Origin of the sequence: Cellulomonas fimi, assembly GCF_028527925.1 — a bacterium.
In the GTDB taxonomy this organism is placed as follows: domain Bacteria; phylum Actinomycetota; class Actinomycetes; order Actinomycetales; family Cellulomonadaceae; genus Cellulomonas; species Cellulomonas fimi_C.
Map to the genome: position 1 here is coordinate 1 of NZ_JAPESW010000015.1, position 25161 is coordinate 25161.

A 25161-nucleotide genomic window follows, 5' to 3' on the forward strand; every position below is an offset into this window, starting at 1 on the left:
GCGCACGGGCTTGGGCAGCGAGCGGATGGTCGCGGTGACGAGCTCCTCGCGCAGGCCGGGCACCATCCAGTCGAACCCGTCGGGGGTCAGCCGGGCCAGGGCGGTGATCGGGATGTGCACGGTCACGGGAGCACCGGGATCGGCCGGCGGGCCGTCGTCCGGCGCTCACGCGGTCCCCGGACCGGGAGGAGCCGTGTCGGCACCCCCGCCGTCGCTCGAGCGCACGGGTCTGCGGACATGGCCGGACGACCTGCCCGGCGGCGCGCTGCCCGAGGTCCTGGAGGCGCGGGCGGCGGGTGTCGTCGTGCGTGCGTACCCGACGCTCGTCGACGAGACGACGTCCGTCGCGGTGCGGACGCTCGCCGACGCGGGCGCGGTCCCGTCGGCTGCCCGGCGCGGCCTGCGGCGCCTGCTGCTGCTCGACGTCGGCCTCGCGACGGGCCGGATCACGTCGCGCTGGACCGGGACGCAGGCGCTCACGCTCGCCGCGAGCCCGTACCCGAGCACGGACACGCTGGTCACCGACGTGCAGCTCGCGGCGGTCGACCGGCTCATGACGGAGCACCTCGGGAGCCGGACGGCCGTCGACGTGCGTGACGCCGACGCGTACGCCGCCCTGCGGGCCGCCGTCCGGGACCGGCTGGAGGACGTTGTGCACGCGGTCGTCACCGACCTCGTCGCCGTGCTCGGCGCGTGGCGCGAGCTCGAGGGCGACCTGCGCGCGTCGGCCAGCCTCGCCCTGCTGGGGACCGTACAGGACGTGCGCGAGCAGTCCGCCGACCTGGTGCACGACGGGTTCGTCTCCGAGGTCGGGGCCGTCCGGCTGCCGCAGCTGACCCGCTACCTGCGCGCCGCGAAGCACCGGCTCGCGAAGGCCGGCGACAACCCCCAGCGCGACGGCGACCTCGCGTGGCAGGTGCACGACGTCGAGGACCTGTACGACGCGGCCGTGACGAAGGCGCGCGCGGCCTCCCCCGACGCGGCCCGGGACGCCGCGCTCGACGAGGTCCGCTGGCTGCTCCAGGAGCTCCGCGTCAGCCTGTTCGCACAGCAGCTCGGTACCCCGGTCCCGGTCTCCCCGACCCGCATCCGCAAGGCCCTCGCCGCCCTCTGAAACCCGAGGGGCCGTGCCATCTGCCGATCCCGGCGGCCTCCCGGCGGCCCAGGTCCGCCCCACCGATCCGGCCGCCGAGCACAACACTGCGCGCGTCGACGGGGTCGAGGACGCGCGCCGTGTTGTGCTCGCGGGGACGGGGACCGTCCGACGACGTCCCGTCGTCAGCGGCGGCGGGCGAAGAGGAGGCCCGCGGCCGTGCGGGCGACCAGGAAGATGCCGACGCACCACCCGACCGCGGACACCCATGTCGAGGTCTCCAGCGGGAGGCCGAGGAGCAGGCCGCGCATGGTGTCCGTCACCGGGGTGACCGGGTTCCACGCGGCGATCGCCTCGAGCACCGACGGCATCGACTCCGGCGGCACGAACGCGCTCGACACGTACGGCAGGAACAGGATGAAGAACGTGAAGCCGCTGGCCGCCTCCGGCCCCGACGCCACGATCCCCACGGCGACGCCGACCCACGTCAGCGCGAGGACGAACAGTGCGACCATCCCGAGCGCGCCGAGCCAGTCGAGCAGCGTCGCGTCGGGCGTGAACCCGACGAGGAACGCGGCGACGATGACGAGCGCGGTCGACACGGCGTTGCGCACCATGCTGGCGACCACGTGCCCGGTCACCACGCCCGTCGCGCGGATCGGCATGGACCGGAAGCGGTCGATGATGCCGTTCGTCATGTCGGAGGCCATGTCGACGGCGGTGTTCGCGGCGCCGTAGCCCGCGGTCAGCAGGATGATGCCGGGCACGACGAAGTCGACGTAGCGGCCCGTCGGGTCGATCGCCCCGCCGAACACGTACGTGAACATCAGCAGGAGCATCACGGGCAGCATCACCGAGATCAGGAGGGTGTCGAGCTGCCGGGTGGTCCGGCGCAGCGTCCGGCCGATCAGGGCGGTCGTGTCGCGGACGGTCTGGCCCGCGCCGGGGCGGGCCGTCGTGGGCGCGGGGGCGAGCAGGGCGGTCATCGGGTCTCCCGGGGGTGCGGGCCGGCGGCGGCGAGCGCGTCGGCGGACGGGCTGGTGCGGTCGGCGGTGCTGCCCGGGCCACCGCTGGCCGCGGCGTCGGTCGGCTCGGCGGGCTTGCCGGTGAGGCTGAGGAACACGTCGTCGAGCGTGGGCTCGCGGACCTGCCACGCGGCGACGTCGAGCGAACGGGCGGACACGTCGCCGAGGATCCGGTGCACGTCGGCGACGGACCCGTCGGTGGGGACGCGCTGGACGGTGCCGTCGCGCAGGACCAGCTCGACGTGCGCGGACCCGACCGTGCGCTTGAGCTCGGTCGCGGTGCCCTGCGCGATGACGCGGCCGTGGTCGATGACGACGATCCGGTCGGCGAGCCGATCGGCCTCCTCGAGGTACTGCGTGGTGAGCAGGAGCGTCGCGCCGGCGTCGACGACGTCCCGGATGACGTCCCACAGGTCGCCGCGGCTGCGCGGGTCGAGGCCGGTGGTCGGCTCGTCGAGGAACAGGACCTGGGGACGGCTCAGCAGGCTCACGGCGAGGTCGAGCCGCCGTCGCATGCCGCCCGAGTAGGTCTTGACCAGGCGTCCGGCGGCGTCGGTGAGGTCGAACAGCTCGAGCATGTCGCGCGACCGCGCGCGGGCCTCCCGGCCACCCAGGTGCGCGAGGCGGGCCATGAGGTGGAGGTTCTCGGCGCCCGTGAGCAGCTCGTCGACCGCGGCGTACTGCCCGGTGAGGCTGATGGCCGCGCGCACCGCGGCGGGGTCGCGGACGACGTCGGCACCGGCGACCGTCGCGGTGCCGGCGTCGGGTCGCAGGAGCGTCGACAGGATGCGGACGGTCGTCGTCTTGCCCGCGCCGTTCGGGCCGAGCAGGGCGAGGACCTCGCCGCGGTGGACGTCGAGGTCGACGCCGTCAAGGACGGTGAGGTCGCCGTAGGACTTGCGCAGTCCGCGGGCGACCACGATCGGTGCGGTCATCGCGTGGCCTCCTTCTGTGTACGTCGTAAACTGTGTGTGTATGTCATACACACTTATAGGATCGGACGTCAAGGAGGTGGACGTGGACGAGGCGATCGACCAGGCAGCCGACGAGGCGCGCATGCAGCGGGAGGCCGAGGACGCCCGTCGCGAGGCCGAGGCGTTGCGGCGCGACCGCGAGAGGGCCGACCGCGCCGCCGCCAAGGAGGCCGATCGTGCCCGGCGCGACCGGGACAAGGCCCAGCAGGCGGCCGCCAAGGACGCCGAGCGTGCGCGTCGCGACGCCGACCGTCGCCGTCGCGACGAGGAGAAGGCCGAGCGCGACCGCGCCAAGGCGCTCCAGCAGGCGGAGGACGCACGGTCGCGCGCGCTCGCGGCCGTCGAGAAGGAGCGTCAGCGGCGCGAGACCGAGGCCCGCAAGGAGGCCGAGCGCGCCCAGGCCGAGCGCGAGCGGGCCGCACGCGACGCCGCCCGTGAGGCCGGCCGCGCGCTGCGCGAGGCCGAGAAGGCCGCGCGCGACGCCGCCCTCGCCCAGCAGCGCGCCGCCCGTGAGGCGGAGCGTGCCCGCCGTGAGGCGGCCCGCGCCGAGAGCACGCCCGCACCGGTCGCGACCGTCGACGCGTCCGCGCTCCCGCCGGACCTCGCCGTCCTCTGGCGCGCACCCGAGCCGCCCCGACGCGGGCCCCGCCCCAGCCTCACGCTCGACCAGATCGCCGACGCCGCGATCGCGCTCGCCGACGCCGAGGGGATCGCTGCCGTGTCCATGGCCCGGCTCGCGGAGTCCCTCGGCTTCACGACGATGTCGCTCTACCGGTACGTGTCGTCGAAGGACGAGGTCGTCAGCCTGATGTCCGACCGCGCGAGCGGTCGGCCGCCCGCGGTCGGACCCGAGGTGGGCGACTGGCGCGCGCGGCTCGAGCTGCTCGTCGCGCTGCAGCAGCCGATCCTCCACGCGCACCCGTGGCTCGCGCACACCGGCACGGTCCTGCACGCGGTCGGCCCGAACCGGCTCGCGTGGATGGAGGCGATGGTGGCCGCGCTCGAGGACACGCCGCTGGACGAGGCGTCGAAGGTCGCGGCCGTCGGCATGCTCGCGAGCCACCAGCTCGAGGAGCTGCGGCTGTTCGCGTCGTGGGAGGCCCGCGAGCGCGCGGTCGAGGACATGACGGCGGCGCCCTACGACATGGACCGGATGCTCGCGGCGGTCGCCTCGCCGGACCAGCACCCGGCACTGCTGCGCGCGGCTGCCGCTGGGGCGTTCGGTGCGGCGATGGACGACGACGGCATCTCGTTCGGCTCGCGGCTGGTGCTCGACGGCATCGCGGCGCTGATCGCGCGCGCCGCCGCCGGTTGAGCGCGGAAGCGTCGACACGAGCGCGCTGCCGCCGGGTCAGCGTGGAAGCGTCGGCACGAGCGCGCGGCCGCCGGGTGTCCGTCGAACCGACGGGAGCGCGCCGCGACCGAGCGTTCGTCGAACCGTCCACAGCCCGCGTCGACGGCGTCGTCGTCCCGGCCGTGACGGCGAGCACCTGGACGTGTCGGCGGACGACGCCAGACTGACGACGTGACCGCACAGCCGCCGCCGAGCGCGGACCCGATGACCCCCACCGCCGACCCGGCCGGCGCCTCCTCCGAGCAGGCGGGGGCCTCCGCCGAGCAGGCCGGCGAGTCGCCCACCACGGCGACGCCTGCGCCCTCTCCGGCCGTCGACCGCGGCGCGTCTGCGGACGACGACCCGCTCGCGACGCCCGCGGGGCCGACGCCGCTGACGGGACGGTGCTTCGGTGACGGGGACCCGCTGTACGAGCGGTACCACGACGAGGAGTGGGGCCGCCCGGTGCACGGCGAGCACGCGCTGTTCGAGCGGCTGGCGCTCGAGGGGTTCCAGTCGGGGCTCGCCTGGATCACGATCCTGCGCAAGCGACCCGCCTTCCGCGAGGCCTTCGCCGGCTTCGACCCGGAGGTCGTGGCGGAGTTCGGCGACGACGACGTCGCACGGCTCATGGCCGACGCCGGCATCGTGCGGAACCGCGCGAAGATCGAGGCGACGATCGCCAACGCCCGGGCGCTGCGCGACCTGCACGCGCAGGGACGCACGCTCGACGAGGTCCTGTGGTCGCACGCGCCCGACCGGTCCGACCACGTCCGCCCGGCCACCTGGGTGGACGTCCCCGCCGTCACGCCGGAGTCCCGCGCGCTCGCCCGCGAGCTGAAGACGCTGCGCTTCCGCTTCGTCGGACCGACGACCGCGTACGCGGCGATGCAGGCGTGCGGGCTCGTCGACGACCATCTCGCGACCTGCCCGTCCGTGCGGGGGTCGTGACGTCGGGTCGCGGCGATGTCCGCAGACCGGTGCCGCCGGACGCACTCGAGGCCCTGCTGCTCCCGTCGAGTGACGCCCTCGCGCCGACCCCTGACCCCCTTTCGGGAGGAGGTTAGGATTCCCGGCGTGACCGACACGACCGACCCCGACGGCGGACGGCTCGACGCCGTGCGTGGGGCGGCTGCGGCCATGTCGACGCCGTCGACGGTCGACGCCGAGGTGCTCGCCGCGGTGCAGGACGGTCTGCTCGGTGTCGTCGCCGGCTCGCCGACGTCCTGGTTCGACGTCCCGACGCAGCGCAGCCGGCTCCGGCCCGGTCACCTCACCCCGCGCCGTCGTCGCTGACCGCAGCGTCTGCGCCGGCGCCGCGCGTACCGCCTGTCCCTCTCCCGTTCGCCGGACCCGATCGCCGGACGGCACCCGCCCGGCCTGAAGCGTCGCGCGCGGACGCGACCGTCTCACCCGTCGAGCAACGTTGCCCACCATGTGGTCGGCGGTCTAGCATCTCGACAACCATCCAGAGCGGCCGAGAGACCTGGCTCGACGACGCCGCAGCAACCCCCCTCCTGGCGAGGGTGTGGGTGCTTCCGCCAGGGTCGATGGAGTGAACGATGCCGCAGCACCCCGCGTGCCCCCGCGACCCCCGCGCCGGGCGACCGACGCCGGCCGACCGGTGAGCGCCCCCGCCGTGGACGCCGTGCCGGGCACGGTTGACGAGGCCGGCACCGTCACCGACACCACCTCGCGTCGGACGACCGGTCCGCACGTCGCGCCCGGCCGCCCGCTCGCCGCGATCGACCGGCCGACCGTCTCGTTCGAGCTCTTCCCGCCGCGCAACCCCGACGCCGCACCGCGGCTGTGGGAGACGATCCAGCGGCTCGGCGAGGCGCACCCCGACTTCGTGTCGGTGACGTACGGCGCGTCGGGCCGGACCCGCGTCACGACCCGTGCGCTCGTCAGCCGGCTCCTGCGGGAGACGTCGCTCAACCCGATCGCCCACCTCACGTGCGTCGGCACCTCGCGCGACGAGATCACCACGATCGTCGAGGAGTTCCTCGACGAGGGCGCACGCTCCTTCCTCGCGCTGCGCGGCGACCCGCCCGCCGGCCAGGCCGACTGGCAGCCGCACCCCGCCGGCGTGCACACCGCGAGCGAGCTCGTCGAGCTGCTGCGTGAGATCGAGTCGCGCCGCTGCGCGGGCAGCCCGTCGCAGGCGGTCCGTGCGCGTGTCCGGCCGCTCTCGGTCGCCGTCGCCGCGTTCCCTCGCGGCAACGCCGCGACCGGCGGCACGCGTGCGCAGGACGTCGCGTCCCTGCTGGCGAAGCAGGAGGCCGGCGCCGACTTCGCGATCACGCAGGTGTTCTTCGACGCCGAGTCGTACCTCGGGCTCGTCGCCGAGGCGCGCGACGCGGGCGTCACGATCCCGATCATCCCGGGCATCATCCCGAGCACGGACCCCGCACGGCTGCTGCGCGTGCAGGACCTCACGGGTGTCCCCGTCCCGCGTGACCTGCTCGACCTCCTGGGGTCCGCGGACGACGACGTCGAGCGGCACCGGCGCGGCATCCGCGCGGGTGTCGACCTCGTCCAGGGCGTGCTCGACGGCGGCGCGCCGGGCGTCCACCTCTACACGTTCAACCAGCACCACGCCGCGCTCGACCTGCTCGAAGGAGCGGGTCTGGACGGCGGGGCCCGCACCGGCCGCAGCGCCGTACCCGTCACGGCCCCCACCGCGACGACCCCCGGCTCGCCCGGACCCACCACGACGGCACCCGACCCGACCCACGAGGGACAGACACCGCGATGACCACCACCCCCACGTTCCCCGCCGGCTCCGTCCTGGGCTACCCCCGGATCGGTCCGCGTCGTGAGCTCAAGAAGGCCATCGAGGCGTTCTGGGCCGGGCGCTCCTCGGCCGACGAGGTCGAGGCCGTCGCCGCCGACCTGCGCCGCCGGACCCGCACGCGCCTCGCCGAGCTCGGCCTGCGCACCGACGTGCCGGCGATCCCCAGCGCGTTCTCCTTCTACGACCACGTGCTCGACGCCGCGACCGTGCTCGGCGCGATCCCGCCGCGCTTCGCCGACCTCGTCGACGCCGACGGCCGCCTGGACCTCGCGGGCTACTCGACGGTCGCCCGCGGCCGTGGCGACGACCTGCCGCTCGAGATGACCAAGTGGTTCGACTCGAACTACCACTACCTGGTCCCCGAGATCGGCCCGGACACCGAGTTCCGCTACGCGAGCGACCGCCCGGTCCGCGAGTTCGCCGAGGCGCTCGCCGAGGGCGTGCTGACCCGCCCGGTCATCGTCGGCCCGGTGACGTTCCTCGCGCTGGCCAAGGCCGCCGAGGGCTCCCCCGAGGGCTTCGCGCCGATCGACCGCCTGGCCGACGTGCTCCCGGTCTACGCGGCGCTGCTGCGCGACCTCGCCGCCGCGGGCGCCACGTGGGTCCAGCTCGACGAGCCCGCGCTCGTGTCCGACTCCGTCGAGGTCCCCGTCGAGCGTCTGCTCGCGTCGGTCACCGAGGCGTACGGCGCGCTCACCGCGGTCGAGGGCCGCCCGGCGCTGTTCGTCGCCGCGCCCTACGGTGACCTGCGCGACGCGCTCGGCGTGCTCGCCGCGACCGACGTCGAGGCCATCGGCGTCGACCTGGTCCGCGGCCCGGCCCCGACGCAGGCCGTCCCCGGCCTCGAGTCGAAGACGCTGGTCGCCGGCGTGATCGACGGCCACAACATCTGGCGCGCGGACCTCGACGCCAAGCTCCAGGTGCTCGAGCAGCTCGAGAACCTCGGCGCCGCGGCCGTCACGGTCGGCACGTCGACGTCGCTGTTCCACGTCCCCCACGACGTGCAGGACGAGCCGACGCTCGACCCGACGCTGAAGTCGTGGCTCGCGTTCGCCGACCAGAAGGTCGTCGAGGTCGTCACGCTCGCCGAGGGCCTGACCGAGGGCCGCGAGGCGATCCACGAGCAGCTGCTCGCCGCGTCCGACGCCGTCGCGTCGCGCAAGACGGCTCCGGGCGTCGTGCGTCCCGAGGTGCGCGAGCGCGTCGCCGCCCTCGGCGAGGACGCGTTCAACCGCGGCGACTTCGAGAGCCGGAAGGCCGCGCAGGCCGCGCGCTTCGACCTGCCCCCGCTGCCGACGACGACCATCGGCTCGTTCCCGCAGACGCCCGAGATCCGCAAGGCCCGCGCCGCGTTCGGCAAGGGCGAGCTGACCGCCGAGCAGTACGAGGACGAGATGAAGGCGGAGATCCGCCGCGTCGTCGAGCTGCAGGAGAAGATCGGCCTCGACGTCCTCGTGCACGGCGAGCCCGAGCGCAACGACATGGTCCAGTACTTCGCGGAGAATCTCGACGGGTTCGCCGTGACGCAGAACGGCTGGGTCCAGTCCTACGGCTCGCGCTGCACGCGCCCGTCGATCCTCTGGGGCGACGTGTCCCGTCCGGCGCCGATCACGGTCGCCTGGACCTCGTACACGCAGTCCCTCACCGAGAAGCCCGTCAAGGGCATGCTCACCGGCCCGGTGACGATCCTCGCGTGGTCGTTCGTCCGCGACGACCAGCCGCTCGGCGACACCGCCAACCAGGTCGGGCTCGCCCTGCGCGACGAGATCGCCGACCTCGAGGCCGCCGGCATCGGCATCATCCAGGTCGACGAGCCCGCGCTGCGCGAGCTCCTGCCGCTGCGCCGGGAGGACCACGCGGCGTACCTCGACTGGTCGGTCCGCTCGTTCCGGCTCTCCACGGCGGGCGTGCGCGAGGACACGCAGATCCACACGCACCTCTGCTACTCCGAGTTCGGCCAGATCATGGGCGCGATCGACGGCCTCGACGCCGACGTCACGTCGATCGAGGCGGCCCGCTCGAAGATGGAGATCCTCGGCGACATCGCGGCCGCGGGCTACCCGCGTGCGGTCGGCCCGGGCGTCTACGACATCCACTCGCCGCGCGTGCCGAGCGAGGCCGAGGTCGAGGAGCTCCTGACCGAGGCCGTCAAGGCCATCGCGCTCGACCAGCTCTGGGTGAACCCCGACTGCGGCCTCAAGACCCGCCGTTACGAGGAGGTCACCCCGTCGCTCGAGCACATCCTGCAGGCGACGCGGGCGGTCCGCGCGACGCTCTGACGCCGCACACGCCCCGACGGGGTACCGCGCGACCGGAGGGCCGGGTCCACCACGGACCCGGCCCTCTGCCGTCCCGTCGGGGGAACGAGTCAGCCGGGCGGCGGGTCCGCTCCGCGCGCCGGCCGATGGGGCGGCAGTGCGTCGACCGCTCCCGCCGCGGTGCGTCAGCCGGTGAGTCGGCCGCTCCCGCCACGGTGCGTCGGCCGGTGAGTCGGCCGCTTCCGCTGCGGTGCGTCGGCCGGGGTCGACGCGGAGGGCCCGACGTAGGGTCGTGGACGTGGACGTGGAAGCGCGCGGCGGGACGACGATCTTCGACTCCGTGCCGCTCGACGCGCTGCGTCGACGGACGAGCCAGAAGTGGCGCCGCTACCCGCCGGACGTGCTGCCGATGTACGTCGCGGAGATGGACGTGCCACAGCCTGAGGCGGTGATCCGGGCCGTGTCGGACGCGATGCGCGCCGGCGACACCGGGTACGTGCACGGGCCCGACTACGCCGAGGCGCTCGCCGGGTTCGCCGCGACCCGCTACGGCTGGGACGTGCCCGTCGCGGACTGCCGGCTCGTGCCCGACGTCATGCTCGGGATCGTCGAGGTGCTGCGGCTCGTCACCGACCCCGGCGACGCGGTCGTCATCAACCCGCCGGTGTACCCGCCGTTCGTGCAGTTCGTCGCGCACGCCGACCGCCGCCCGCTGCCGGCCCCGCTCGGACCTGACGGCCGCCTCGACCTCGACGCGCTCGACACCGCGTTCGCGAGCGCGACGTCGGGGGGCCGTCGCGCCGCGTACCTGCTCTGCCACCCGCACAACCCGACGGGGACCTTGCACACGGCGGCCGAGCTCGCGGCCGTCGGCGAGCTCGCCGGGCAGCACGGCGTCCGGGTGGTGGCGGACGAGATCCACGCACCGCTCGTCACGGGCGGGAGCGCGTGGTCGACCGACGGCGGCGACACCGCGCCCTCCCCGCGCGACGGCGCCGGGAGCACCGGCACCCTCGGTGCCGGCAGCAGCGGTCCCGTGGGGGACGACGGCGGCGGCCAGGACGAGGCGCGGCCGAGGTTCGTCCCGACGACGACGGTGATCCCGTCGGCGATCGCGCTGCACTCGGCGTCGAAGGCGTTCAACCTCGCCGCGCTCAAGGCGGCCGTCGCGGTCCCGGGACCAGACGCCCGCGCCGACCTCGCGCGCCTTCCGGAGATCGTGCTGCACGGCGTCAGCCACCTCGGCGCGGTCGCCCACACGACGGCACTCCGGGACTGCGGCGACTGGCTCGACGCGGTCCTCGACGGTCTGCGACACAACCAGCGGCTGCTCGCCGAGCTCCTCGCGACGCACCTGCCCGCGGCCCGCTGGTCGCCGCCCGACGCGACGTACTTCGCCTGGCTCGACCTGCGCGACGTCCCCGCGGTCCGCGACGGCGCCGACCCCGCCCGTCTCGCGCTCGAGCGTGGTCGCGTCGCGCTCAACCCCGGGCCGACGTTCGGCACGCCCGAGGGCGTCGGCTTCGCCCGGCTCAACCTGGCGGCGTCGACGGCCACCCTCCACGAAGGCGTAGGACGCCTGGCGTCCGCCCTGGCCTGACGGTCGGGCCCCGGCACGGACCGCTACCCGACGCGCCGAGGACCGCTGCGCCGAACGGGCGAATCTTCGCCGACCTGCACGGACACAGCGCACGAATCGCGACATAGGTCCCGTCCGGCGCGCCCCGTGGACCGCTGTCCAGGTCACGGTCCGGTCGCGTCGCTCAAGTGGACGCCCGTCCTGCCGATGCTGACGACTGAAGACCCCGTGCCGATCCAGACGGCAGGCGGTCCGGGCACGACGACGAGCCTGGCGAGGAGGCGGACATGAAGAGGTGCGACGAGTGCACGTCCCCGGTGGCGGAGTGCAACCACTGCGAGGGTCAGGGTCGCAAGCGGTGGAAGGGCGAGTGCACGTTCTGCCGTGGCACCGGCATGGTGTGCTCGGGGAACAGCAACCACCGCTGGTGAGCTGACGGCCCGCGGAGCGGGCCGGCGCACGGTCCCGCCGCCGTCGATGCCGGCCCTCCGCGGGCCGTCTCATGCCCGGCGCGCGGTCGGTGGAGGCGTGGGTTCGGGGGAGGCGCGGGTTCGGTGGTCCCCTGGGCTCAGACGCGGTCGCTGACCAGCGCGACGAGGGCGTCGACGATGGGGACGTCCGCGTCGAGCCACGGGACGTCGTGCCACTGACCGGCGGGCAGCCAGCGCAGCTCGTCGTGCTCGACGAGCGGCTCGGGGACGCCGTCGACGACCTCCGCGAGCCAGAGCCGCATCACGTACCGGTCGGTGAGGTGCCAGACGCCGTCGTCGGGTCCCACGACCTCGTCGCCGAGCGCGACGCGGATGCCGAGCTCTTCGCGGAGCTCACGGTGGAGCGCAGCCTCGGGGGTCTCCCCGGCGTCGACCTTGCCGCCGGGGAACTCCCATCGACCTGCGAGGCTCGCCGGCGTCGCGCGACGCGCGGAGAGCAGGACCCGGGGCTCGTCCAGGTCGTCGACCACGGCGGCGGCGACGACGAGCACGGGAGGTGTCATGCGGCGAGTCTGCCAGTCCCGGTGGCGACTCGGGCGTGACGGTGAGGCGCCGCGCGGCGGCCCGGTCGCCCGGGCCGCCGGGAAGTCGGCGTCGTCAGGTCAGCGGATGCCGTGCGCCACGGCCCACGCGACCGCCTCGGCGCGCGTGGAGACGCCGATCTTGCGGTAGACGCTGCGGACCTGGGACTTGACGGTGTTGCGCGTCACGAACAGACGGGTGGCGATCTCCTCGAGCGTCACGTCCTCGCCGAGCTCGCCGAGCACCACCCGCTCCCGGCGGGTCAGGGCCTCGGTGACGGTCCCGACCGTCTCGCTCGTCTCCAACATGCTCATCGTGTCCTCCGGTTGTGCTGCATGGATGCCGACTTCTCCGGCTCCGCCTGAGGCGGCGTACCGGATGAGAGGCGACAACCAGGGCGTCATGACGCCACTTTCACCAACTCGTTTTCGCGAAGCGCTGCGTACCGGTCTCGCTGCCACCCACAATGAACGGCAAGGCCCGATGCTGATACACCCGGGTCACCACAGACCCCTCGGTTCACCCGTTCGGCCGATGGCCCGAGGTCCGTAAGGTCCGATATACGCGCCGCGACGACGCTGGTCCAGAGGAAGATCCGACGTCAGCCCGCTGCGTGCGCCTCGTACTCCTCGGCGGTGAGCAGCGGGCCCGTCTCGGTCACGTCGACCTTGAGCAGCCAGCCACGGCCGAAGGGGTCGGAGTTGACGAGCGACGGGTCGTCGATCGCCTCCTGGTTGATCTCGGCGACGGTTCCGGAGACCGGCGAGAAGAGCTCGGACACCGACTTGGTCGACTCGATCTCGCCGACGACTGCGCCGGCCGTGATGGTCTCGCCGACGGCCGGGAGCTCGAGGTAGACGATGTCGCCGAGCGCCTCGGCGGCGGTCGAGGTGATGCCGACGGTCGCGGGGGCGCCGTCCTGGAGCCACTCGTGCTCGAGCGTGTAGTGCAGGTGCGTGGGCAGGTCGGTCATGGCGTCTCCAGGTGGGTCCGGGCCGGGCTCGTGGTGCACGTCGTCGTCGTGACGGGTCGCGTCGAGGACGTGCCTCGACCCGACGGCGTCATCGAGGACGACGGTAGAAGGGGAGGGCCACCACGCGCACGGGTTCGGCACGCCCGCGCACGTCGACGGCGAGCTCCGTGCCGGGGGCGCTGACCTCCGGGGTCACGTACGCCATGGCGACGGGGTGGCCCAGGGTCGGCGACGGCGCACCCGACGTGACGGTCCCGACGTGCGGGGCGTCGGCGGCGGCCGACCGCAGGACCGGGTACCCGTGCCGCGCCGCGCGGCGACCGAGCCCCTGGAGCCCGACGAGCACGCGCGCGGGCTGGGAGTCGTGCCTCGCGGCCAGGGCGGCGCGGCCGACGAAGTCGAGCGGCTTGCCGTCGGCGTCGGTCTTGTCGAGCCGCACGACGCGGCCCAGGCCCGCGTCGTAGGGCGTCGTCGTGTGGTCGAGCTCGTTGCCGTAGAGCGGCATGCCGGCCTCGAGGCGGAGGCTGTCGCGCGCGGACAGACCCGCGGGCACCAGACCGTGCGGCTCACCCGCGGCGAGGAGCGCACGCCACAGGGCCGGGGCGTCGGCGGCGTCGACGAACAGCTCGAAGCCGTCCTCGCCCGTGTAGCCGGTGCGCGCGACGAGCGCGGACAGGCCCGCGACGGTCGCAGGCACCGCGGCGTAGTACTTGAGCGCCCGCACCGCGTCGACGTCGGCGGCCTCGGTCACGGACGCGACGATCTCCTCCGCGCGCGGGCCCTGCACCGCGACGAGCGCCGTGCGCAGGGAGGCGTCGTCGAGGGTCGCGTCGAACGCGGCGATCCGCTCGAGCAGCGCCTCGCGCACGACGGCGACGTTCGACGCGTTCGCCACGACGACGAACCGGTCCGCCGCGAGCCGGTAGACGACGAGGTCGTCGAGGACCGCGCCGTGCTCGTCGACGATCATCGTGTACCGCGCGCGACCGTCGGCGAGCGCCGACAGGTGACCGACGAGCGCCGCGTCGAGCGCGGCGCCCGCCTGCGGACCGGTGACCTCGAGCTCGCCCATGTGGGACAGGTCGAACAGCCCCGCGGCCGTGCGGACCGCGGTGTGCTCGGCGATGTCCGAGGTGTACCGCAGCGGCATCTGCCAGCCGGCGAAGGACGTGAGCGCGGCACCGAGGGCGACGTGCTCGTCGTGCAGCGGGGACAGGGTGTCCGCGGTCGGGTCGCTCACGGTCGCTCCGTTCGTCGGGTCCGACCCGCCGGTCGCGGTCGTCGCGTCCGCCGGCGTCGTCGGGGTGGGCTCGGGCGTGCTCACTCGGCGAACGCCTCGACCGGCGGGCACGAGCAGATGAGGTTGCGGTCCCCGTGCGCGCCGTCGATGCGGCGGACCGGCGGCCAGTACTTGTTCTCCCCGAGCGACGCGACCGGGTAGGCGGCGAGGCGGCGCGGGTACGGCTTGTCCCAGTCGTCCGACGTGACGGCCGCGGCCGTGTGCGGGGCGTTGCGGAGCGGCGACTCCTCGACGGCCCAGCGCCCGTCGGCGACCTGGTCGATCTCGGCACGGATCGCGACGAGCGCGTCGACGAACCGGTCGAGCTCCGCGAGGTCCTCGCTCTCCGTCGGCTCGACCATGAGCGTCCCGGCGACGGGGAAGGACAGCGTCGGCGCGTGGAAGCCGTAGTCCATGAGCCGCTTCGCGACGTCCTCCGCGGTCACGCCCGTCTGCTTGGTGATGTCGCGCAGGTCGAGGATGCACTCGTGCGCGACCAGCCCGTTCGGGCCCGTGTAGAGCACCGGGAAGTGCGGGGCCAGGCGCGTGGCCAGGTAGTTCGCGGCCAGCACCGCGGTCTCGGTCGCGGCGCGCAGGCCGTCGGGGCCCATGAGCGCGACGTACGCCCACGAGATCGGCAGGATGCCCGCCGAGCCCCAGGGCGCCGCGGACACGGGTGCGACCGCGCCGGCCGTCGCCGCGTCGAGGCCGTCGGCGGCGCGCGACGGGGTCGGGTCGCCCGGCAGGAACGGCGCGAGGTGCGCCGCGACCGCGACCGGGCCGACGCCGGGACCGCCGCCGCCGTGCGGGATGCAGAACGTCTTGTGCAGGTTGAGGTGGCTCACGTCGCCGCCGATCTCGCCCGGCCGCGCGAGCCCGACGAGCGCGTTGAGGTTGGCCCCGTCGATGTACACCTGGCCGCCCGCGTCGTGCACGAGGTCGCACACCGTCCGGACGCCCTCCTCGTAGACGCCGTGCGTCGACGGGTAGGTGATCATGATCGCGGCGACCTGGGGGCCGTGCTGGTCGAGCTTCGCGCGCAGGTCGTCGAGGTCGATCGACCCGTCGGGCGCCGTCGCGACGACCACGACACGCAGGCCTGCGAGCGCCGCCGACGCCGCGTTCGTGCCGTGCGCCGAGGCCGGGATGAGGCAGATGTCGCGCTCCTCGCCGCGGCTGCGGTGGTACGCGTGGATCGCGAGCAGGCCCGCGAACTCGCCCTGCGAGCCGCCGTTCGGCTGGACCGACACGGCCGCGTAGCCGGTGATCTCCGCGAGCCAGTCCTGCAGCTCGGTGACGAGCTCCGCGTAGCCCTGCGTCTGGCCGGCGGGGGCGAAGGGGTGGATCGACGCGAACTCCGGCCAGGAGATCGCCTCCATCTCGACGGTCGCGTTGAGCTTCATCGTGCAGGAGCCCAGCGGGATCATCGTCCGGTCGAGCGCGAGGTCCTTGTCGGACAGGCGGCGCAGGTAGCGCAGCATCGCGGTCTCGGAGCGGTGCAGGTGGAAGACGGGGTGCTGCAGGTACGGCGTCGTGCGGCGCAGCTCCTCCGGGAGCGCCTCGGACGGGCCGTCGAGGTCACCCGCGCCCACGAAGCCGAACGCGAAGGTGCCGTCCTCGTCGGCCTCGAGGCGCGTCGTGCCGGCCTGCGCGAACGCGAGGACGACCGCGAGCACGTGCTCGGGGCGGGTCCGCTCGTCGCACGTGACCTGCACGTGGTCGGCGTCGGCCGCCCACAGGTTGACGCCCAGGTCCGCCGCCGCCGCGACGACGTCCGCCGCGCGACCCGGGACGACCGCGCGCACCGTGTCGAAGAACGTCGCGTGCTCGACGGTCACGCCGACCTCGGTGAGGACCGTCGCGACCGACCGGGCGTGGCCGTGCACGCGCTGGGCGATCGCCCGCAGGCCGTCGGGGCCGTGGTAGACCGCGTACATCGACGCGACGATCGCGAGCAGGGCCTGCGCGGTGCAGATGTTGCTCGTCGCCTTCTCGCGGCGGATGTGCTGCTCGCGCGTCTGCAGCGCGAGGCGGTAGGCGCGCGCGCCGTCCGCGTCGATGCTCACGCCGACGAGGCGGCCCGGCAGCGAGCGCTCGAGGCCGTTGCGGACCGCCATGAACGCGGCGTGCGGGCCGCCGCCGAACAGCGGGACGCCGAACCGCTGCGCCGACCCGACCGCGATGTCCGCACCGAGCTCGCCGGGCGTCGTCACGAGCGTGAGCGCCAGCAGGTCGGACGCGACCGTCACGAGCGCGCCGCGCTCCTTCGCCTGCGCGATCACGGGCCGCAGGTCGCGCACCGCACCCGACGCGCCGACCTGCTGCACGACGACACCCAGCAGCGTCCCCTCGACCTCCGGCAGCCCGTCGGACAGGTCCGCGACGACGACCGGCAGGCCGATCGCCTCCGCGCGCCCGACCGTCACGGCCAGCGACTGCCCGAACAGGTCCGCGTCGAGCACGACCGTGCCGGGCTTGTTGCGCTGGCCACGCCACATGAGCGCGACGGCCTCCGCGACCGCGGTCGCCTCGTCGAGCAGCGACGCGTTCGCGATGTCCAGCCCCGTGAGGTCGGTGACCATCGTCTGGAAGTTGAGCAGCGCCTCCAGCCGGCCCTGCGAGATCTCCGGCTGGTACGGCGTGTACGCCGTGTACCAGGCGGGCGACTCCAGGACGTTCCGGCGGATCACCGGCGGCGTCACCGTGTCGTAGTAGCCCTGGCCGATCATCGACGTCAGGACGCGGTTGCGGCCCGCGATGCCGCGCAGGGCGTCGAGGACCTCCTCCTCGCTGCGGGCCGCCGGCAGGTCCAGCTCACGGCCCGTCCGGATCGACGCGGGGACGGCGGCGTCGACGAGCGCGTCGACCGTCGGGAAGCCGACCGCCGACAGCATGCGCAGCGTCTCCTCGCCGCGCGGACCGATGTGCCGGTCGGCGAAGCCCTCGGCGGCCGGGGTGTGCTCGACGGCCGTCAGGCTCACCGCGGCGGTGTGGCTCTCGGCGGCGGGGCCGGCGTGCGGGGTGTCGGCGTCGGGCGACACGGGCGGGACGGCGAGGGTGCCGGCACGGGCGACGACGTCGTGCAACGAGCTGAGGTCGGTCACGGGCTGCTCCGGGGGTCGTCCGGCAGGCGCGCCGGGACGGGCGTGTGGGCTCCCCGCTCTGTCATCCGCGCGCCGGGGCGTGCGACCTGAGAGTTTTGCCGGTCCGCCATGGCCGCGAGGGGCCCGGGGCGCGCCGACTTGCACCGTCGGTGGGTCGGTCCCGCGAGGGCTCGACCGCTTTCCAGAGTTGCCTCGCCGTCGCGGTACAGGGGCCTGAGAGATTCCCGGGGAGGGTTGCTCCTTCGGCGTCCGGCTCGTGGTGTCCGGAGCTCTCCCGCGTCGGTTCGAGCAGCGTGTTCAGTTGTCGCGTTGCCGGGCCAGCCTACCCGCCGCCGGGTCGCCGCCGCTGACCGCCGGTCGGGCGATCCGGTACAGCACGTGCCGCTCGAGCCGGTGCCCGTGCGGGACCGACGGGTGGTCGAAGTCGTCGGCCGGGTCGCGCGTCATGCCGATGCGCCGCATCACGGCCTGCGAGCGGACGTTCGGGACCGCCGTGAACGAGACGATCTCGTCGAGACCCGCCTCCTCGAACCCGACGCGCAGCGCCTCACGCGCGGCCTCCGACGCGTACCCGTGCCCCCACGCCCAGCGCGGCAGCCGCCAGCCGACCTCGACGAGCGCCGGGTTCCACGACGGGCGGTTCAGCCCGGTGAAGCCCGCGAACCGGCCGTCGACCTCGAGCGCCCACAGGCCCCAGCCGTTCTCCTCCAGGCCCGCCTGCGCGCGGGCCGCGAGCGCGTCGCTCTGGTCGCGGGTCAGCGGCGCCGGGAAGTGCTCCATGACCTCCGGGTCGGCGTTCATCTGCGCGAACGGCTCGAGGTCCGCCTCCGTCCACTGCCGCATGACGAGTCGCTCGGTCCGCCGCTCGAGTCCCATCCGGGCACCGTACGTCGGTCGGTGCGGTCAGCGTGGACGGTCGGCGTCCCCGCGGGCGAGGGGGGCCACTGCGCGCCGGCGTCGGCGCAGCATGTCGACCACCAGCCAGACGACGCCGCCGACCGCGAGCAGGCCGGCGACGGCGAGCACCGTCGACCCACGCGTCGCCGCGCGCAGCACCGCGAGCCCGATCACGAGCACGACGCCAGCGTTGAGGAGCAGCCGCCGCTTGCGCCGCCATGACATCGGCGCGGCTCCGCCCGCGGGCGTCCGCCCGTGCTCCCGACCGCCCACGCGTCGCCGCGTCGTCGCACCCTTCATCGCGGAATCACGTCGTCGGGCAGCGCCGCTCGGTCGTACGGCACCGCGGTCGCCCACGCCGGAAGCGAAGCGCGGGCCGGTGGCATGCCGCGCAGGCACGCACCGCACCAGAACGCCGGCAGCACGGCGTCGGCCACGCTCCCGATCGAGAGGTGCACGAGGTGGAGGTCCTTCCGCCCGCAGCTCGGGCACCGGGTCCGGGCGGTTCGCGAGGCTGCGGTGCTGACCCGCGCGTATGCGTCGAGCCATCGCTGGGCCTCGCTCGTCGGGACAGGTCTGCGCATCGCCGCTCTTCGTGGTCCGGTCCGGGTGTCGCGCCCATGCTGGCACGGTGCGATGACGGGCGGGTTCTCCACGGTGCGGGCAGCGGACGCGGTCCCGGGGTGCGTCGTTAGGCTGACGCGATGAGCACGGGACACCGGGGCGAGCGGCGCGCGGCGGTCGTCGTCGTGTCCGACCGGTCGTCCGCCGGGACGCGCGAGGACCGGTCCGGGCCCGTGGCGCGCGACCTGCTGGCCGGGGCCGGTTTCGCTGTCGGCGAGGTCGTCGTGGTGCCCGACGGCGCGCTCCCGGTGCAGCACGCGATCGACGCGGCGGCGCGCGACGGTGTCCGGCTCGTCGTCACGTCCGGCGGGACCGGTGTCGGCCCGCGCGACCGGACGCCCGAGGGCACGCGTGCGGTGCTCGACCGCGAGCTCCCCGGGATCGCGGAGCTGCTGCGGCGCGAGTCGGCGCGGACCGTGCCGACGGCCGTCCTGTCCCGCGGGCTCGCGGGCGTGACCGCCGACGGAGTCGTCGTCGTCAACCTGCCGGGCTCCCCCGGGGGCGTCCGGGACAACCTGGCCACGCTGCTGCCGCTGCTCGACCACCTGCTCGACCAGGTCGCCGGGGGTGACCACGCATGACCGTGCTGGCGCGGATCGACGACCGGCCGCTTGACCTGCTGTTTCACGTGGAACATGTGAGCGACGCGCGCGCGGGCGCGGTCGCGACGTTCGTCGGGCTGGTCCGCGACCACGACCCGTCGGTGGACGGCAAGGTCGTCGCGCTGGAGTACAGCGCGCACCCCGACGCGGCTGCGGTGCTGACACGGCTCGCCGAAGACGCGGCGGCGGACGACGACGTGATCGGGCTCGCGGTGAGCCACCGCGTCGGGCGGCTGGAGGTCGGGGAGGCGGCGATCGTGTGCGCCGTCGCGACCGCGCACCGCGCCGAGGCGTTCGAGGTGTGCCGGGCGCTCGTCGAGACCGTCAAGGCCGAGCTGCCCGTCTGGAAGCGCGAGGTCCTCGCGGACGGGTCGCACGTGTGGGTGGGGATGACATGACGGACCTCCCGATGCCGACGGTGCGGGACGCGTCGTCCGAGAGTCACGTCCGCGTCCCGTCGCGGGCCGACGCGCCTCAGGATCACGCGCTCCAGGAGCGCGCGCCGCAGGCCGGCACCCCTGTCGAGGGCCCGCTCGTCGACCGGTTCGGGCGGGCGCACCACGACCTGCGCATCTCGCTGACCGACCGGTGCTCGCTGCGGTGCACGTACTGCATGCCCGCCGAGGGCGTCCCGTGGCTCGCCCGCTCGACGATGCTCAGCACCGACGAGATCGTGCGGGTCGCGCGCGTGGGCGTCGAGCTCGGGATCACGGAGATCCGCCTGACCGGCGGCGAGCCGCTGCTGCGCGTCGACGTCGTCGACGTCGTCCGGCGCCTGACCGCGCTCACCGGACCGCACGGCAGCCCCGAGGTGTCCCTCACGACCAACGCGCTGCGCCTGCCCGCGCTCGCGTCGCCGCTGCGCGACGCCGGGCTGTCGCGCGTGAACGTCAGCCTCGACACGCTCGACCGCGGCAAGTTCATCGAGCTGACCCGGCGCGACAAGCTCGTCGAGACGCTGGCCGGCCTCGCCGCCGCCGACGCCGCCGGGCTGCACCCCGTGAAGATCAACGCCGTCGCGATGCGCGGGGTCAACGACGACGAGGTCGTCGCGCTCACGCGGTTCGCCGTGGACCGCGGGTACCAGATGCGGTTCATCGAGCAGATGCCGCTCGACGGCGGGCACACGTGGGACCGCACGCAGATGGTCACGCAGGCGGAGATCCTCGACCGGCTGACCTCGGCCTTCACGCTCACCGAGGTGCCAGGGCGGGGCGCCGCGCCCGCCGAGCTCTGGTACGTCGACGGCGGGCCGCAGACGGTCGGCGTCATCGCCTCCGTCACCGCACCCTTCTGCGCGGCGTGCGACCGGCTGCGGCTCACCGCCGACGGGCAGCTGCGCGCGTGCCTCTTCGCGCAGGACGAGGTCGACGTGCGGGCCGCCGTGCGGGACGAGGCGCTCGACGACGCCGCCGTGGCCGACGCGTTCCGGCGCTGCCTCGCCGGCAAGAAGGCCGGTCACGGCATCGGGGAGCCGACCTTCCGGCAGCCCGACCGGCCCATGAGCGCGATCGGCGGCTGACCGCGAGCCCGGGCTCTTCGGACGCCGTGCCCCCGCGGCCGAGAAGCGCCGGTCGGATGCGAGGTCGCTGGGTAGGTCGGTGTCTGGCTGATACCTGATCTGGAGGCGCGCCGTGGCGATGACCCTGCGGCTCGACCCGGCCGACGAGGACCTGCTGCGCAAGGTCGCGGAGCGAGAGAAGCGCACGATGACCGACGTCGTGGCGATCGCCGTCCGTGAGCACGCGGCCCGGCTCGACGCGGCCGACGAGGACGCGTCGCTCGCCGCCCGGTCTGCCCGGCGCTCGGCCGCCGCGCGGGCGATCCGCGACTCGATCGCCGACAACGCCGAGGCTCTCGACCTGCTCTCTCGATGACCGCGTTCGTCCATGTCGACATGGAGGACGGGCTCGACTTCTGCGAGCTGCTCGGGCTCTACATCCGCGACGAGGGAGCCCTGGCGTCCGCGCTCGCGCGGCCTGCGGCGGTCGTCTGGGGCGTCGAGGCCTACACCGGTCCGCACGCGAAGGCGGCGGCGCTGCTGGACGCGCTCAACCGCTCGCGCCCCCTCCTCGACGGCAACAAGCGACTCTCCTGGACCATGACGGACGTGCTCTACCGGCTCCACGGCCATCGGCTGGTCGCGGAGCCGCACGACGTCGACGCGTTCGTCCGATCCGTCGGCGGCGACGACCACGTGACGCTCGAGGAGATCGCCGCCTGGCTGGAGGCGCACGCACGCCCGCTCGACGAGCGGTAGCGCGCACCGCGTCGCCCGTCGTCGTAGCCGGCATGACGCGCCGGTGCGACGATCGGAGGGTGAGCGAGCGGTCGGGCGCTCGTCCCCGCGCCTCGCGACGGCTGACGTCCGTGGTCGTCGTGGTGGCCGTCGCGCTCGTCCTCGGGCTCGCGGGGGTCGCGCTGATGCAGCGGTCGATCGTGTTCGTCCCGGACCGCCGGCAGCCGCCACCGGTCGGGTCGGTCCTGCCGGGTGCGCGGGACGTCGAGCTGCGGACGTCGGACGGGCTGGCGCTCACGGCGTGGTACCTCCCCGCTCCCCTGGGATGCGCGTCGACCGTCCTCGTCGCACCGGGGAACGGCGGGAACCGGGCCTCGCGGGCCGCCCTCGCGTCGGCCCTGCACGACGCCGGCTTCGGGGTGCTCCTGGTCGAGTACCGCGGCTACGGCGGCAACCCGGGCGCCCCGTCGGAGGAGGGCCTCGCGCGCGACGCGCGGGCGGCTCGCGACTTCCTGCGCGACGCCGGTGTCCCGGCCGCGGCCACCGTGTACCTGGGCGAGAGCCTCGGGGCGGCGGTCGCGAGCGGGCTGGCCGCCGAGCACCCGCCTGCGGCGCTGGTCCTGCGGTCCCCGTTCACGACGCTCGCCGACGCGGCCCGGGCGGTCACGGGCGTCCCGCTCGGGTGGTTGCTGCGCGACCGGTTCGACGTCGTCGAGCACGTCGGGCAGGTGACCGTGCCCGTGGCGGTCGTCCACGGCGACGCGGACACGACGGTCCCGGCGCGGCTCAGCCGCCAGGTCGCGGATGCGGCGCGGCGGGCCGGGTCACCGGTCGTCGAGGTCGAGGTGCCGGGCGGTGGTCACAACGACCGGGCCCTCGCGGCCGGTCCGGCGCTGGTCGGCGCCGTCGTGGACGTCGCGCGGCTCGGCGGCGTCGCACCGTGCCCATGACGACGCCCGGCCACCTCAGGAGCTGGCGGCCGGGCGTCGTCGGGCGTCGGGCGGTCAGACGTCGCCGCGCCAGGCGCCGGTCTCGGTGCCGCGGTTCTCGATGAACTCCTTGAACCGCTTGAGGTCGGCCTTGACCTGCAGGTCGTCCGCGCCGACGGCGGCACCGGCCTTCTCGACGAGCGAGTCCGGCTCCCACCGGGTCTCGACGTGCACGCGGGTCGTGGCGGCGTCGATCGCCTCGAAGGTCACGACACCCTCGTGGGTCGGGCCGTCGACGCTGCGCCACGCGACCCGCTGGTCGGGGTGCTGGTCGGTGATCTGCGCGTCGAACTCGCGCTCGACGCCGCCGATCGAGGTCCGCCAGTGCGTGAGCGTGTCGGTCACCTGGCGCACCTCCTCGACGCCTCCCATGAACCGCGGGAACTCCTCGAACTGCGTCCACTGGTCGTAGGCGGTGCTGATCGGGACGGCCACCTCGATGGTCTCGTCGATCGTCGGCATGCCGTGCTCCCTTCGCTCGGGACGGGGTTGTCGGGCCACGCTAGGTGGGCCCTGACCAGGTCGCGCGGCGAGCGCGGGACCTGTCGCCCGTTCCGGTGGAGGACGGCCGCTCGACGTGCGGAGGGGGCCGACGAGGCGCACCCTTCGGGCCCTGGGCCGCCGGTTGCGGTCCTGGCGGGGGACGCCGGGAACGTCACTCGCGCGTCGCGGACGCACGCGCGGTCGGGGTGAGCGACTGCGTGCCGATGACGCGGAGCAGCGCGAGCGCGTCGGCGGCAGGGCTCCCGGCCGGGGCCGAGTAGACGATGATCGCCTGGTCGCTGTCGGGCACGTGCAGCGCGTCGCAGTCGAGCGTGACCCGCCCGACGGTCGGGTGGTCCACCGACTTGCGGTGGCTGCGCCACAGGCTCGCGCCGCCCTCCTGCCACATGCGCTCGAAGTCGGGGCTCTCCCGGCGCAGCTCGGCGACGAGCTCGTTGAGGCGTGCGTCCTTCGGGTAGCGCGCGGCCGCGGTCCGCAGCGCCGCGACGGCCTGGGCGGCGGTCTCCTCGCGCTCCTCCGGCGACATCGCGACGCGGGTCCGCGGGCCGTACGGAGTCGTGCCGAGGAACCGGATCCGGTTGACGTTGCGCTCACGCACGGGCACGGACGACCAGTCGCCGAGCAGCGCCGACGCCATCGCGTTCCACGCGAGCACGTCGCCGCGCGCGTCGAGCAGCAGGACGGGCAGGTCGACGAGACGGTCCATGAGCCGCTGGACGCTCGGGCGCACGACGTCGTCGACCGTCCCCGGGAGCGGCGGCGGCGAGCCGGCCAGGTGGAACAGCTCCGCACGCTCGTCGTCGTCGAGGCGGAGCGCCCGGGCCAGCGCCCGCAGGACCTGCGGGGAGGGGTGCGGGCCACGGCCCTGCTCGAGCCGCACGACGTAGTCGACGCTCACCCCGGCGAGCTGCGCGACCTCCTCGCGTCGCAGGCCCGCGACGCGGCGACGCTCGCCCGCCGGCAGCCCGACGTCCTGCGGCGACAGTCGGCCGCGCGCACGACGCAGCACCTGGGCGAGCTCCCCACGATCCATACGCCCAGGATCCACCCGGGCACCCCCGGCGCGGGACCGCGCAGCGTGGGACCGCCGGTCCCAGGGTCCGCACGCCCTGGAGCCCGCCCGCGCCGCGGCGGAGGGTCGACGGCATGGACACCACGATCGCCCTCGTCACGGGGGCCACCCAGGGGATCGGGCGGGAGACCGCCCACCGACTCGTCGCGCTCGGCTGGACCGTCTGGGTCGGCGCGCGCGACCTCACCGCCGGCGAGCGCGTCGCCGGCGAGCTCGGCGGCGACGCGCGGGCCGTGCGGCTCGACGTCACCGACGACGCCTCGGTCGCCGACGCCGTGCGCGTCGTCGACGCCACCCACGGGCGCCTCGACGTGCTCGTCAACAACGCCGGGATCTCCGGCCGGATCGTCGGACCGCGCGACACGCCGCCCGCCGACTTCCTGCCCGTCTACGGCGTCAACGTGCTCGGGCCCGTCCGCGTCACGCATGCGTTCCTGCCGCTGCTCGACCGGTCCGCCCAGCCGCGCGTCGTCATGGTGTCGAGCGGGCTCGGCTCGTTCGGCGTCACGACGGACCCGGGGCGGTTCGAGTCGACGATCGCCGGGCTCGCGTACCCGTCGTCGAAGGCCGCGCTCAACATGATCACGAGCCAGTACGCGAAGGTGCTCGACGGGTACCAGGTGCTCGCCGTCGACCCCGGCTACACCGCGACCGGCCTCAACGGGTACCAGGGCTTCCAGACGGTCGAGCAGGGTGCCGAGGCCGTCGTCGCGGCCGCCACCGTCGGCCCGGACGCGCCGTCCGGGACGTTCCACGACCGGGCGGGCGCGCTGCCCTGGTGATCGGGCGACCCGTCCGGCGTGCGA

The 25161-nt window shown here is 74.7% G+C and carries 26 protein-coding genes, 1 pseudogene and 2 riboswitches; of the genes and pseudogenes, 15 read left to right on the forward strand and 12 right to left on the reverse strand.

Going from position 1 to position 25161, the window contains the following annotated elements:
- Nucleotides 1-129, reverse strand: a pseudogene (locus OMK64_RS21210) (DUF3418 domain-containing protein); the annotation flags it as partial.
- 64 nt (nt 130-193) lie between these two features.
- On the opposite strand from OMK64_RS21210, the gene OMK64_RS08995 reads away from it, so the two are divergent.
- Nucleotides 194-1114, forward strand: a complete 921-nt coding sequence (locus OMK64_RS08995; protein WP_272727741.1) for a DUF3418 domain-containing protein — start codon at nt 194-196, stop codon at nt 1112-1114.
- Between the two features lie 164 nt (nt 1115-1278).
- Here the strand turns inward: OMK64_RS08995 and OMK64_RS09000 are convergent, their stop codons facing one another.
- Nucleotides 1279-2079 (reverse strand): ABC transporter permease, encoded by an 801-nt coding sequence (locus OMK64_RS09000; RefSeq protein ID WP_272727742.1) that lies wholly within the window; start codon nt 2077-2079, stop codon nt 1279-1281.
- Complete coding sequence (locus OMK64_RS09005) at nt 2076-3053, reverse strand: efflux ABC transporter ATPase subunit, DrrA-related (protein ID WP_272727743.1); 978 nt, start codon at nt 3051-3053, stop codon at nt 2076-2078. Before OMK64_RS09005 ends, OMK64_RS09000 begins: the two co-directional genes overlap by 4 nt.
- 82 nt (nt 3054-3135) lie before the next feature.
- On the opposite strand from OMK64_RS09005, the gene OMK64_RS09010 reads away from it, so the two are divergent.
- The 7 genes from OMK64_RS09010 to OMK64_RS09040 all read left to right on the forward strand — a co-directional run bounded on the left by OMK64_RS09010 (nt 3136) and on the right by OMK64_RS09040 (nt 11490).
- Nucleotides 3136-4407 (forward strand): TetR/AcrR family transcriptional regulator C-terminal domain-containing protein, encoded by a 1272-nt coding sequence (locus tag OMK64_RS09010; protein ID WP_272727744.1) that lies wholly within the window; start codon nt 3136-3138, stop codon nt 4405-4407.
- A 411-nt stretch (nt 4408-4818) separates the two neighbouring features.
- Nucleotides 4819-5376, forward strand: a complete 558-nt coding sequence (locus tag OMK64_RS09015) for a DNA-3-methyladenine glycosylase I (RefSeq protein WP_272727814.1) — start codon at nt 4819-4821, stop codon at nt 5374-5376.
- A 126-nt stretch (nt 5377-5502) separates the two neighbouring features.
- Complete coding sequence (locus OMK64_RS09020) at nt 5503-5721, forward strand: hypothetical protein (protein WP_272727745.1); 219 nt, start codon at nt 5503-5505, stop codon at nt 5719-5721.
- Between the two features lie 165 nt (nt 5722-5886).
- A riboswitch (SAM riboswitch) is annotated at nt 5887-5982 on the forward strand.
- A 67-nt stretch (nt 5983-6049) separates the two neighbouring features.
- Nucleotides 6050-7183, forward strand: coding sequence for a methylenetetrahydrofolate reductase (locus OMK64_RS09025; protein WP_272727746.1), 1134 nt, complete (start codon nt 6050-6052; stop codon nt 7181-7183).
- Entirely contained in the window at nt 7180-9501 is a 2322-nt protein-coding gene (gene metE, locus OMK64_RS09030) for a 5-methyltetrahydropteroyltriglutamate--homocysteine S-methyltransferase (protein ID WP_272727747.1), read from the forward strand. The genes OMK64_RS09025 and metE overlap by 4 nt, the downstream gene beginning before the upstream one ends.
- A 277-nt stretch (nt 9502-9778) precedes the next feature.
- Nucleotides 9779-11080: a MalY/PatB family protein gene (locus tag OMK64_RS09035; RefSeq protein WP_374694077.1), complete on the forward strand. Its 1302-nt coding sequence runs from the start codon at nt 9779-9781 to the stop codon at nt 11078-11080.
- 266 nt (nt 11081-11346) lie between these two features.
- On the forward strand, nt 11347-11490 hold the full coding sequence (locus tag OMK64_RS09040; protein ID WP_168678160.1) for a hypothetical protein: 144 nt from the start codon (nt 11347-11349) through the stop codon (nt 11488-11490).
- Between the two features lie 137 nt (nt 11491-11627).
- On the opposite strand, the gene OMK64_RS09045 is transcribed toward OMK64_RS09040, so the two are convergent.
- The 7 genes from OMK64_RS09045 to OMK64_RS09075 form a co-directional block, all read right to left on the reverse strand.
- Nucleotides 11628-12053 (reverse strand): (deoxy)nucleoside triphosphate pyrophosphohydrolase, encoded by a 426-nt coding sequence (locus tag OMK64_RS09045; protein WP_272727748.1) that lies wholly within the window; start codon nt 12051-12053, stop codon nt 11628-11630.
- Between the two features lie 99 nt (nt 12054-12152).
- The gene (locus OMK64_RS09050) at nt 12153-12386 is read right to left on the reverse strand and encodes a LuxR C-terminal-related transcriptional regulator (protein WP_124342576.1); all 234 of its coding nucleotides are present in this window, start codon (nt 12384-12386) and stop codon (nt 12153-12155) included.
- Nucleotides 12387-12673: 287 nt separating this feature from the next.
- Complete coding sequence (gene gcvH / locus OMK64_RS09055; RefSeq protein WP_272727749.1) at nt 12674-13045, reverse strand: glycine cleavage system protein GcvH; 372 nt, start codon at nt 13043-13045, stop codon at nt 12674-12676.
- Nucleotides 13046-13133: 88 nt separating this feature from the next.
- On the reverse strand, nt 13134-14285 hold the full coding sequence (gene gcvT, locus OMK64_RS09060) for a glycine cleavage system aminomethyltransferase GcvT (protein WP_272727750.1): 1152 nt from the start codon (nt 14283-14285) through the stop codon (nt 13134-13136).
- 80 nt (nt 14286-14365) lie between these two features.
- On the reverse strand, nt 14366-17428 hold the full coding sequence (gene gcvP / locus OMK64_RS09065; protein WP_374694078.1) for an aminomethyl-transferring glycine dehydrogenase: 3063 nt from the start codon (nt 17426-17428) through the stop codon (nt 14366-14368).
- Between the two features lie 191 nt (nt 17429-17619).
- Nucleotides 17620-17715, reverse strand: a riboswitch (glycine riboswitch).
- A 10-nt stretch (nt 17716-17725) separates the two neighbouring features.
- Nucleotides 17726-18304, reverse strand: coding sequence for a GNAT family N-acetyltransferase (locus tag OMK64_RS09070; RefSeq protein ID WP_272727751.1), 579 nt, complete (start codon nt 18302-18304; stop codon nt 17726-17728).
- Nucleotides 18305-18331: 27 nt separating this feature from the next.
- Nucleotides 18332-18550: a hypothetical protein gene (locus tag OMK64_RS09075; RefSeq protein ID WP_272727752.1), complete on the reverse strand. Its 219-nt coding sequence runs from the start codon at nt 18548-18550 to the stop codon at nt 18332-18334.
- Nucleotides 18551-19029: 479 nt separating this feature from the next.
- Between OMK64_RS09075 and OMK64_RS09080 the strand changes: the two genes are divergently transcribed.
- The 6 genes from OMK64_RS09080 (at nt 19030) to OMK64_RS09105 (ending at nt 22740) form a co-directional block, all read left to right on the forward strand.
- A complete protein-coding gene (locus OMK64_RS09080; RefSeq protein WP_272727753.1) occupies nt 19030-19530 on the forward strand; it encodes a MogA/MoaB family molybdenum cofactor biosynthesis protein in 501 nt (166 codons plus the stop codon).
- On the forward strand, nt 19527-19949 hold the full coding sequence (locus OMK64_RS09085) for a molybdenum cofactor biosynthesis protein MoaE (protein WP_272727754.1): 423 nt from the start codon (nt 19527-19529) through the stop codon (nt 19947-19949). Before OMK64_RS09080 ends, OMK64_RS09085 begins: the two co-directional genes overlap by 4 nt.
- A complete protein-coding gene (gene moaA / locus OMK64_RS09090; protein WP_272727755.1) occupies nt 19946-21073 on the forward strand; it encodes a GTP 3',8-cyclase MoaA in 1128 nt (375 codons plus the stop codon). Before OMK64_RS09085 ends, moaA begins: the two co-directional genes overlap by 4 nt.
- 112 nt (nt 21074-21185) lie before the next feature.
- Complete coding sequence (locus OMK64_RS09095; protein WP_272727756.1) at nt 21186-21428, forward strand: CopG family transcriptional regulator; 243 nt, start codon at nt 21186-21188, stop codon at nt 21426-21428.
- The gene (locus OMK64_RS09100; protein WP_272727757.1) at nt 21425-21811 is read left to right on the forward strand and encodes a type II toxin-antitoxin system death-on-curing family toxin; all 387 of its coding nucleotides are present in this window, start codon (nt 21425-21427) and stop codon (nt 21809-21811) included. Before OMK64_RS09095 ends, OMK64_RS09100 begins: the two co-directional genes overlap by 4 nt.
- A 59-nt stretch (nt 21812-21870) precedes the next feature.
- On the forward strand, nt 21871-22740 hold the full coding sequence (locus OMK64_RS09105; protein ID WP_272727758.1) for an alpha/beta hydrolase: 870 nt from the start codon (nt 21871-21873) through the stop codon (nt 22738-22740).
- Between the two features lie 54 nt (nt 22741-22794).
- On the opposite strand, the gene OMK64_RS09110 is transcribed toward OMK64_RS09105, so the two are convergent.
- Both OMK64_RS09110 and OMK64_RS09115 read right to left on the reverse strand, forming a co-directional pair.
- The gene (locus OMK64_RS09110; RefSeq protein WP_272727759.1) at nt 22795-23241 is read right to left on the reverse strand and encodes an SRPBCC family protein; all 447 of its coding nucleotides are present in this window, start codon (nt 23239-23241) and stop codon (nt 22795-22797) included.
- A 193-nt stretch (nt 23242-23434) separates the two neighbouring features.
- Nucleotides 23435-24316: a helix-turn-helix transcriptional regulator gene (locus OMK64_RS09115; RefSeq protein ID WP_272727760.1), complete on the reverse strand. Its 882-nt coding sequence runs from the start codon at nt 24314-24316 to the stop codon at nt 23435-23437.
- Nucleotides 24317-24429: 113 nt separating this feature from the next.
- Here OMK64_RS09115 and OMK64_RS09120 point away from each other — a divergent pair, with 113 nt between their 5' ends.
- On the forward strand, nt 24430-25137 hold the full coding sequence (locus OMK64_RS09120) for an SDR family NAD(P)-dependent oxidoreductase (RefSeq protein WP_272727761.1): 708 nt from the start codon (nt 24430-24432) through the stop codon (nt 25135-25137).
- Nucleotides 25138-25161: the final 24 nt, after the last annotated feature.

What these genes read in the sequence shown, in the direction of transcription:
- OMK64_RS09000 (WP_272727742.1), bottom strand. Translation starts at nt 2,079, where the DNA reads ATGACCGCCCTGCTCGCCCCCGCGCCCACGACGGCCCGCCCCGGCGCG.
- OMK64_RS09005 (WP_272727743.1), bottom strand. Translation starts at nt 3,053, where the DNA reads ATGACCGCACCGATCGTGGTCGCCCGCGGACTGCGCAAGTCCTACGGC.
- metE (WP_272727747.1), top strand. Translation starts at nt 7,180, where the DNA reads ATGACCACCACCCCCACGTTCCCCGCCGGCTCCGTCCTGGGCTACCCC.
- OMK64_RS09040 (WP_168678160.1), top strand. Translation starts at nt 11,347, where the DNA reads ATGAAGAGGTGCGACGAGTGCACGTCCCCGGTGGCGGAGTGCAACCAC.
- OMK64_RS09045 (WP_272727748.1), bottom strand. Translation starts at nt 12,053, where the DNA reads ATGACACCTCCCGTGCTCGTCGTCGCCGCCGCCGTGGTCGACGACCTG.
- OMK64_RS09050 (WP_124342576.1), bottom strand. Translation starts at nt 12,386, where the DNA reads ATGAGCATGTTGGAGACGAGCGAGACGGTCGGGACCGTCACCGAGGCC.
- gcvH (WP_272727749.1), bottom strand. Translation starts at nt 13,045, where the DNA reads ATGACCGACCTGCCCACGCACCTGCACTACACGCTCGAGCACGAGTGG.
- OMK64_RS09070 (WP_272727751.1), bottom strand. Translation starts at nt 18,304, where the DNA reads ATGGGACTCGAGCGGCGGACCGAGCGACTCGTCATGCGGCAGTGGACG.
- OMK64_RS09075 (WP_272727752.1), bottom strand. Translation starts at nt 18,550, where the DNA reads ATGTCATGGCGGCGCAAGCGGCGGCTGCTCCTCAACGCTGGCGTCGTG.
- OMK64_RS09080 (WP_272727753.1), top strand. Translation starts at nt 19,030, where the DNA reads ATGAGCACGGGACACCGGGGCGAGCGGCGCGCGGCGGTCGTCGTCGTG.
- OMK64_RS09085 (WP_272727754.1), top strand. Translation starts at nt 19,527, where the DNA reads ATGACCGTGCTGGCGCGGATCGACGACCGGCCGCTTGACCTGCTGTTT.
- moaA (WP_272727755.1), top strand. Translation starts at nt 19,946, where the DNA reads ATGACGGACCTCCCGATGCCGACGGTGCGGGACGCGTCGTCCGAGAGT.
- OMK64_RS09100 (WP_272727757.1), top strand. Translation starts at nt 21,425, where the DNA reads ATGACCGCGTTCGTCCATGTCGACATGGAGGACGGGCTCGACTTCTGC.
- OMK64_RS09110 (WP_272727759.1), bottom strand. Translation starts at nt 23,241, where the DNA reads ATGCCGACGATCGACGAGACCATCGAGGTGGCCGTCCCGATCAGCACC.
- OMK64_RS09115 (WP_272727760.1), bottom strand. Translation starts at nt 24,316, where the DNA reads ATGGATCGTGGGGAGCTCGCCCAGGTGCTGCGTCGTGCGCGCGGCCGA.
- OMK64_RS09120 (WP_272727761.1), top strand. Translation starts at nt 24,430, where the DNA reads ATGGACACCACGATCGCCCTCGTCACGGGGGCCACCCAGGGGATCGGG.